Source organism: Kitasatospora sp. NPDC057512, assembly GCF_042802135.1.
In the GTDB taxonomy this organism is placed as follows: domain Bacteria; phylum Actinomycetota; class Actinomycetes; order Streptomycetales; family Streptomycetaceae; genus Kitasatospora.
Genome location: NZ_JBHVET010000423.1, coordinates 1 through 7,356, shown reverse-complemented (window position 1 = coordinate 7,356; position 7,356 = coordinate 1). Strand labels below are relative to the sequence as shown.

Here is a 7,356-nt window from a genome sequence, read left to right as displayed (position 1 = left end):
TGCCCGTTCGGTGCGGCCGTTCAGCGTGCCCGTTCGGTGCGGCCGTTCAGCGCGGCCGTTCGGCCGCCGGCAGCACCTGGGCGGCGAGCCGCAGCGGCGGGCTGCGCCGGAAGGTGAGGGTGAACTCCACCCACTGGCCGGCCCGCAGCCGCGGTGGGTCGGCGATCATCAGGTCCGCGTCCTCCGGGGTCATCCGCAGCTCGCCGCGGCCCGGCACCGGCAGCGCCGGGGCCGCCTCCCAGCGGCCCGCCGCACCCTGGTGCAGGTGCCGCTTGGGAGTGATCCGGCCGCCGAACTCCCAGCTGGCGCCGGTCAGTTCGTCCGGTATGTCGCCCGGGTTGCGGATCGTGAAGAAGGCCGCCGTGGCGGAGGCCGCGCCGGCCGTCGGCAGCAGCACCCAGCCCGGCCCGGCCTCCACCGGGCGGTCGCGGCCGGCCCCGCCGAACGCCGTCCATCCGGTGAGCAGGACCAGGGCCAGCGCCGCCGCGCCGACCGGCGGGCCGACCGCCCCGAGACGCTTCCAGACCTTCACCGTCGTCCTCCCTCGCGCTGTCCCCGACCCTCGCGCTGTCCCTGTCCCTGACCCCTGCGCTGTCCCCGCCCCGGTTCCCAGGTGCGCAGCCGCAGGCTGTTGCCCACCACGAGCAGCGAGCTGAGCGACATGGCGACCGCCGCCAGCATCGGGTTGAGCAGTCCGACCGCCGCCAGCGGGATCAGCACCAGGTTGTAGCCGAAGGCCCAGAGCAGGTTGGCCCGGATGGTCGCCAGGGTCTGCCGGGCCAGCCGTACGGCGTCCACCACCGCCTCGATGTCGCCGCGCACCAGGGTCAGCCCGGCCGCGCCGATCGCGGCGTCGCTGCCGGAGGCCAGCGCCACCCCGAGGTCCGCCGAGGCCAGCGCCACCGCGTCGTTGACGCCGTCGCCGACCACCGCGACCGTCCGTCCGGCGGCGCGCAGTTCGGCCACCACCTCGGCCTTGCGTTCGGGGGAGGCGGAGGAGTGCACCCGCTCGATGCCCAGTTCGGCGGCCACCGCCCGGGCGGCGCCGGGGCCGTCCCCGGTCAGCAGCACGGTCTCCAGGCCCAGCCCGCGCAGCCGGTGGAGGGCCCGCCAGCTCCCCGAGCGCACCGTGTCGCCGACCGCCAGGACGGCCGCGGGACGCTCGTCCAGCTCGACCACGACGGCCGTGCGGCCCGCCTCCCCGGCCCTGGCCACCGCCTCGGCCAGCGCCGGCGGCAGCGCGGCGTCGTCCGGCCGCCCCACCCGGACGGCCCGGCCCTCGACCGTCCCGGACACCCCGAGCCCGGTGGCGGCCGCGAAACCGGTCACGGCCGGCAGCGGCCCGCAGCGCTCGCGGGCCGCCGCCGCGACGGCCCGGCCGATCGGGTGCTCGGAGCGGTGCTCGACCGCGCCGGCCAACCGCAGGGCCTCCTCCTGCGCCTTCTCCTGCGCCTTCTCCTCCGCGAGGCCGTCCGCAGTGGTGACGGCGGCCAGTTCCATCCGGCCGGTGGTCAGCGTCCCGGTCTTGTCCATCACCACCGTGTCCACCCGGCGCAGGCTCTCCAGCACCTCCGGGCCGCGCACCAGCACGCCCAGCTCCGCGCCCCGCCCGGTCGCCGCCAGCAGCGCCGTCGGCGTGGCCAGCCCGAGCGCGCACGGGCAGGCCACCACCAGCACCGCGACCGCCGCCGTCACCGCCGCCTGCGGGGCCGCGCCCGCGCCCAGCCAGAAGCCCAGCACGCTCGCCGCGACCGCCAGCACGCAGGGCACGAACACCCCGGCCACCGCGTCCGCGAGCCGCTGCGCCCGCGCCTTGCCGGCCTGGGCCTCCGCCACCAGCGCGGTGATCCGGGCCAGTTGGGTGTCCGCGCCGACCGCCGTGGCGCGCACCACCAGGGCGCCGCCCACGTTCACCGTCGCGCCCGCCACCCGGTCCCCGGGGCCGACCTCGACCGGCACGCTCTCCCCGGTCAGCAGACTCAGGTCGAGCGCCGAACCCCCGTCGACCACCACCCCGTCGGTGGCCACCCGCTCGCCCGGCCGCACCACGAACTCCTGCCCGGGCAGCAGCAGTTCGATCGGCACCAGGCGCTCCTCGCCGTCCGCCCCCCGCAGGCACACCTGCTTGGCGCCCAGCTCGGCCAGCGCCCGCAGCGCGGACCCGCTGCGCCGCCGCACCCGGCCCTCCAGCAGCCGCCCGGCCAGCACGAACAGCGGTACGCCGACCGCCGCCTCCAGGTACACGTGCGCGGTGCCGCCGCCGTCGGCGGTCAGCGAGAACGGCATCCGCATGTCCGGATCGCCCGCCCCGCCGAGGAACAGCGCGTACGCCGACCAGCCGAAGGAGGCCACCACACCCAGGCTGACCAGGGTGTCCATGGTCGCCGCCGCGTGCCGCAGCCCCCGCAGGGCCCGGCCGTGGAAACCGGCCGACCCCCAGGTCACCACGGGGACGGCGAGCGCGAAGCAGACCCACTGCCAGGCGGTGAACTGCGTCGACGGCACCATCGACAGCACCAGCACCGGGACGGCCAGCAGGGCGGTGACCAGCAGCCGCCACCGCTCGTCCGGCTCCTCCGCCGCCACCCCGACCGGCGCCCCCGCGGGCAGCGGCTCGGCGGTGTAGCCCGCCCGCTCGACCGCCGCCACCAGCTCCGCGACCGGCACCCCGGCCGGATGCAGCACCCGGGCCCGTCCGGTCGCCAGGTTCACCCCGGCCGTCACCCCGTCGATCCGGGCCAGCCGCTTCTCCACCCGGCCCACGCACGCCGCGCAGGTCATCCCGCCGACCGCCAGATCGGTGGCGACCACGGGTTCGGCGACGGCGCTCACCGCATCCCGCCCATGCCGTGCCCGTCCATCCCGGGCGACGCGCCGCCCCCGCTACCGGGCCGCAACCCGGGCGCGACCGGGCCCACCTGGCGCCCCACCCCGTAGGCCACCACGAACACCACCACCAGCAGCAGGACGAACCCCGCCAGCACACTCAACGGCCGGACTCCCGGCGACTTCGCACTCACCTCCCAGCAGTCGGACGGGCGGCGCGGTTGGTTCCCGTACGTTCCGAACCGGTTCCCGTACGTTCGCGAACCGGCGGTGCCAGGCCGCTCCGCCGGGCGGCACCCCCGGCGGGTGTCCCTTGTCGGTGGGGCGTCGTAGGTTTGCCTCGCACGCCGAACACCGGGCGTGCGGCCGAGGAACACCGAAGGGGGAATCAGCGATGAAGCGTACGGGGAAGCACGGCTTCGCAGCGGTGGCCGGGGCGGTGGGGGCGGTGCTCGCCCTCGCCGGGACGGCGGTGGCGCAGCCGGCCGGGAGCGGGGCCGAGGCGCCCGCCGCGGTTCTCGGCCAGCCGGGGACGGGCGAGATCCTGCCGCACCCGGGGCCGGAGGGGCTGATCTGGATACCGGACTGGATCGGCGACGGCGGCGCCGTGACGGCCTCGGTGAACCCGTCGATGCCGTTCACGTTCACGCTCGGCTGCCGGGGCGGCGGCTCGGTGGACGTGCACATCGGCGGCGCGGCGCCGGTCGACTTCACGGTCCAGTGCCCGGTCGACTCCACCGGCGTCGGTTCGGTGGAGGTCCCCGCCCGCCCGGGCCGGGACCTGCTGTTCACCGCGCACACCTCGGACCCGTCGATCCACTGGGGCATGTACGCCACCCAGGCCGACTAGCCACCCCGGGGGGCTACGGCCGAACACTGCGCGGCCCGATGGCGGTGGCCCCCAACGCGCCGACCCGGGCCCGCAGTTCGCGGTCGGCGGTGGCGACCAGGCAGGTGCGGGCGGGGTTCCGGGTCTTCTCGGCCCGGACCAGCTCCACGATCCGGTCGTCGCCGCTGCCGCTCGCCGCCACCACCCGTACTCCGGGCACGCCGTCCACGCCCCGGGCCGCGCCCTCGACGACCAGCACCACCTCCGACGGGCCGGGGTGCTCCGGCACGCCCCGCTCGGCGACGGCCACCAGCGCGTCCCGCAGCCGCTCGGCGGCGCCCCGCCGGTCGCGCCACCAGCCGTCCGGCACCGATCCGACCACGTTCGCGCCGTCCACCACCAGCAGCGGGAGCGGCCCGGCCTCGTTCTCGTCCATGGCCGCCAGCCTGCCACGCCGCCCGGGCGGGTTCCGCGGTGGCCGGTCGGAGCCGCGCCGCTCGGCCGAACCGGCGACGCGGGCGGCATGTCCGGCGCCGCCTGCTCGGTGGCCCGAGGCCGTTCGGGTAGGCAACGGGCCCATGGAGACACGCATCGACGAGATCGCCGAACGCATCTACCGGGTCTCGACCTTCGTCCCGGAGATCGCCCCGCCCGCCGGGTTCACCTTCAACCAGTTCCTGGTCGACGCCGAGGAGCCGCTGATCTTCCACACCGGGATGCGCTCGCTGTTCCCGGCGGTGTCCGAGGCGGTCGGCCGGGTGCTGCCGGTGGAGCGGCTGCGGTGGGTGACCTTCGGGCACGTCGAGGCGGACGAGTGCGGGGCGATGAACGAGTTCCTCGCCGCGGCCCCGCACGCGCGGGTCGCGCACAACACGCTCGGCTGCCTGGTCTCGCTGAACGACCTGGCCGACCGCCCGCCGGTGCCGATGGACGACGGCGAGGTGCTGGACCTCGGCGGGCGCCAGGTGCGCCGACGGGTGCGCAACATCAACACCGCGCACGTGCCGCACGGCTGGGAGGCACGGGTGCTGTTCGAGGAGCAGACCCGCACCCTGTTCTGCGGCGACCTGTTCACCCACCTCGGCAACGGGCCCGCCGTCACCGACGCCGACCTGGTCGAATCGGCCCTGGAATCGGAGGGGTTGTTCCGCCAGACCTCCTGCCTGACGGCCGCCGCGACCGCGCTGCGCTCCCTCGCCGAGCTGCGCCCGCGGACCCTGGCGGTGATGCACGGCTCGTCCTTCCACGGCGACGGCGCGGCCGCGCTGAACGCCCTGGCGGACGGGCTGGAGGAGCGGTTCGGGCCGGAGTCGGGGTTCGTCGCGCTGCCCAGCGCGCTGGCGGGCCCGCACCCGTAGCCCGCTCCGTCAGCGCTCAGTCCGTCAATGCTCGGGCCGTCAGCGCTCAGTCCGTCAGCGTGATCCGGATGCCGACGGTGCCGCGCTCGCCGCGCCGCAGCCGGCTGCCGAGCAGGGTGAGCACGCCGAGCAGGCCGTACTTCTGGCGCAGCAGGGTGCGGTAGGCGGCGGTGCGCTCGGGGCCGAGGAGCTCGGCGGTGGCGGGGTACTGCTCGCCGGTCGGGCGGCCCTTGACGTCGCACGGGCCGACCAGCACGTCGGCGCGGTTGCGGATCCGCTTGACCTTCCAGGAGTCCGCGACGGTCCAGACCCCGAGCGCCTCCCCGTCGCGCACCACCCACACCGGGGTCGGCACGGCGGTGCCGTCCTTCCTGTACGTGGTGACGAGCAGGTAGCTCCCGGAGGAGAGCCGGACGATCCGGGCGAGCCGGTCCGCGGCGGAGGGGTCGGGCGTGGTCATGCCCCGAAGTCTAGGGGGAACGTCACCAGAACCTGGCCAGCGCGCTCTCCTTGAACGGCGTCGGCGAGACGCTGAGCTCCCCGGCGAAGGGCCGGTCCAGCACCAGGACGAGCAGCAGGCTGAACCCGATCAGGGCGGCCACCGAGCCGACGAACAGCATCCGCACCTTCAGGCTGCGGATGCCGTACAGCAGGGTCAGCGCGAGGATCACCAGCGCGCCGCCCACGATCAGGACCTGGAGCAGTACGGGCAGTTCCTCGCGGCTCGCGTTGATCCGGTCCCGGCGCTGGCCGACCACGTCGTTGAGGCTGCTCAGGGCCTCGGTGTAGAAGGCCTGCTCGGACTGGGACTGCGGCTCGTACGCGCGCAGCGCCTGGTAGATCGCGTCCACCTTCGAGGACGTCACCGAGAAGTCGCCGTGGCCGGCCCGCATCAGCGGCCACTGCTTCTCGACGACGGCGTGCACGTAGCCGCGGACCGCGGCGTCGACGGCGGCCTGGACGTCGGGCGGGAAGGCGCCGGCGTCGCGGGCGATCTGGGAGACCGCCGTCGCCTCGGTGGAGACGATCTTCTGGGTGTCCTGGAGCTCGGTCCACAGGTTGACGATGACGAAGGCGAGGATGATCCCGTAGATCGCCCCGAACATCCCGAGCACCACGCCGACCATGTCGTTGTTCTCGCCTCCGACGAGGGCGGGGAAGCGCCGGGTGCTGACGAGGCTGGCGGCCACCGCGAGGACGATGAAGCCGCCGACCACCAGGAGGGCGAGCAGGGCGGTGGAGAAGTGGTTCAGCAGCCAGAGTTCCACGGGTACGCCCTGTCCGGTCAGCGGGGCCCGCGGGTCCGGGCGGTGCGCAGCAGGGTGCGGGCGCGGCGGGTGAGCCGGTGTCGGCCGTGGCCGCCGACGCCGGTGGCGCCCCCGACGGCGCTGGCCCCGCCTCCGTCGTACGCCCGGGCGGCGGGTGCGGCGGGTGCGGCGGGTGCGGCGGACGCGGTGCGGCGGCGGGCGGCGACCCGGGCGGTGGCCCAGGCGGCGAGGGCGGTGCCGAGGACGGCGGCGGTCCAGACGGCGGGGGCGAGGCCCGAGCCGGAGCCGCTGGTCAGCGGCGGGCGGGACCAGGGCGGGAGCTGCTCGCCGGCCTCGGCTCCGCCCGCCGCGGTGGCGGACGGCCCGGCGGGGGCGGGCGCGGCGGTGTCGTCGACCAGCGTGCCGACCGGCTGGACCTTCCCGGCGGCCGCGAAGCCCCAGTCGAGCAGGCTGGCGGCCTCGTCGTAGACCCTGCCCTGTGCGTCCGGGTGCATCACCGTCACCAGCAGGGTGCGGCCGTCGCGTTCGGCGGCGCCGGTGAAGGTGGCGCCCGCGTTGGTGGTGTAGCCGTTCTTGACGCCGATCAGGCCGGGGTACTTGCCGAGCAGCCGGTCGGTGTTGGCGATGTCGAAGCTGGTGCGCCGGCCGGTGAGCTTGTCCAGCCCGCCGGGGAAGTGCGCGGTGCGGGTGGCGCAGTAGGAGCGGAAGTCGGCGTTGCGCAGCCCGGCCCGGGCGAAGAGCGTGAGGTCGTAGGCGGAGGAGACCTGGCCGTCCATGTCGTAGCCGTCGGGGGAGACGACCTTGGTGTCGCGGGCCTGGAGCGTCCGGGCGCGCTCCTGCATCTCGGTGACGGTCTGCTGGATGCCGCCGTTCATGTGGGCGAGGACGTGGACGGCGTCGTTGCCGGAGCTGAGGAAGACGCCCCGCCAGAGGTCCTCGACCCGGTACGGCAGGTTCTCCTTGACGCCGACCAGGCTGCTGCCGGCGCCGAGGCTGGCGAGCTCGGTCGTGGTGACCTTGTGTTCGGTGGCCCGGTCGAACTTGGGCAGCACGGTGTCCGCGAACAGCATCTTGA

The 7,356-nt window shown here is 75.7% G+C and carries 9 protein-coding genes; 2 read left to right on the top strand and 7 right to left on the bottom strand.

The window, feature by feature from the left end:
• Positions 1 to 46: 46 nt before the first annotated feature.
• From ACFU6K_RS24930 to ACFU6K_RS24920, 3 genes are read right to left on the bottom strand one after another with little or no spacing between them, the layout of a single operon-like run.
• Positions 47 to 532: a copper chaperone PCu(A)C gene (locus ACFU6K_RS24930; protein ID WP_380666516.1), complete on the bottom strand. Its 486-nt coding sequence runs from the start codon at positions 530 to 532 to the stop codon at positions 47 to 49.
• A complete protein-coding gene (locus tag ACFU6K_RS24925; RefSeq protein ID WP_380666514.1) occupies positions 529 to 2,832 on the bottom strand; it encodes a heavy metal translocating P-type ATPase in 2,304 nt (767 codons plus the stop codon). Before ACFU6K_RS24925 ends, ACFU6K_RS24930 begins: the two co-directional genes overlap by 4 nt.
• Positions 2,829 to 2,990, bottom strand: a complete 162-nt coding sequence (locus tag ACFU6K_RS24920) for a hypothetical protein (RefSeq protein WP_158077736.1) — start codon at positions 2,988 to 2,990, stop codon at positions 2,829 to 2,831. Before ACFU6K_RS24920 ends, ACFU6K_RS24925 begins: the two co-directional genes overlap by 4 nt.
• A 230-nt stretch (positions 2,991 to 3,220) precedes the next feature.
• On the opposite strand from ACFU6K_RS24920, the gene ACFU6K_RS24915 reads away from it, so the two are divergent.
• Entirely contained in the window at positions 3,221 to 3,676 is a 456-nt protein-coding gene (locus ACFU6K_RS24915) for a hypothetical protein (protein WP_380666512.1), read from the top strand.
• 13 nt (positions 3,677 to 3,689) lie between these two features.
• Here the strand turns inward: ACFU6K_RS24915 and ACFU6K_RS24910 are convergent, their stop codons facing one another.
• Entirely contained in the window at positions 3,690 to 4,091 is a 402-nt protein-coding gene (locus ACFU6K_RS24910; protein ID WP_380666510.1) for an NTP pyrophosphohydrolase, read from the bottom strand.
• Between the two features lie 142 nt (positions 4,092 to 4,233).
• Between ACFU6K_RS24910 and ACFU6K_RS24905 the strand changes: the two genes are divergently transcribed.
• On the top strand, positions 4,234 to 5,013 hold the full coding sequence (locus ACFU6K_RS24905) for an MBL fold metallo-hydrolase (protein ID WP_380666508.1): 780 nt from the start codon (positions 4,234 to 4,236) through the stop codon (positions 5,011 to 5,013).
• A 46-nt stretch (positions 5,014 to 5,059) separates the two neighbouring features.
• On the opposite strand, the gene ACFU6K_RS24900 is transcribed toward ACFU6K_RS24905, so the two are convergent.
• From ACFU6K_RS24900 to ACFU6K_RS24890, 3 genes are all read right to left on the bottom strand, one after another.
• Entirely contained in the window at positions 5,060 to 5,473 is a 414-nt protein-coding gene (locus ACFU6K_RS24900; protein ID WP_380666506.1) for a PPOX class F420-dependent oxidoreductase, read from the bottom strand.
• Between the two features lie 22 nt (positions 5,474 to 5,495).
• Entirely contained in the window at positions 5,496 to 6,281 is a 786-nt protein-coding gene (locus tag ACFU6K_RS24895) for a DUF4239 domain-containing protein (RefSeq protein WP_380666504.1), read from the bottom strand.
• Between the two features lie 17 nt (positions 6,282 to 6,298).
• Positions 6,299 to 7,356 (bottom strand): D-alanyl-D-alanine carboxypeptidase family protein (locus tag ACFU6K_RS24890; protein ID WP_380666502.1); only part of this gene is annotated, 1,058 nt, incomplete at its 5' end.

Excerpts from the sequence above, each read along its gene's own strand:
- ACFU6K_RS24915 (WP_380666512.1), top strand. The coding sequence starts at position 3,221 with ATGAAGCGTACGGGGAAGCACGGCTTCGCAGCGGTGGCCGGGGCGGTG.
- ACFU6K_RS24910 (WP_380666510.1), bottom strand. The coding sequence starts at position 4,091 with ATGGACGAGAACGAGGCCGGGCCGCTCCCGCTGCTGGTGGTGGACGGC.
- ACFU6K_RS24905 (WP_380666508.1), top strand. The coding sequence starts at position 4,234 with ATGGAGACACGCATCGACGAGATCGCCGAACGCATCTACCGGGTCTCG.
- ACFU6K_RS24900 (WP_380666506.1), bottom strand. The coding sequence starts at position 5,473 with ATGACCACGCCCGACCCCTCCGCCGCGGACCGGCTCGCCCGGATCGTC.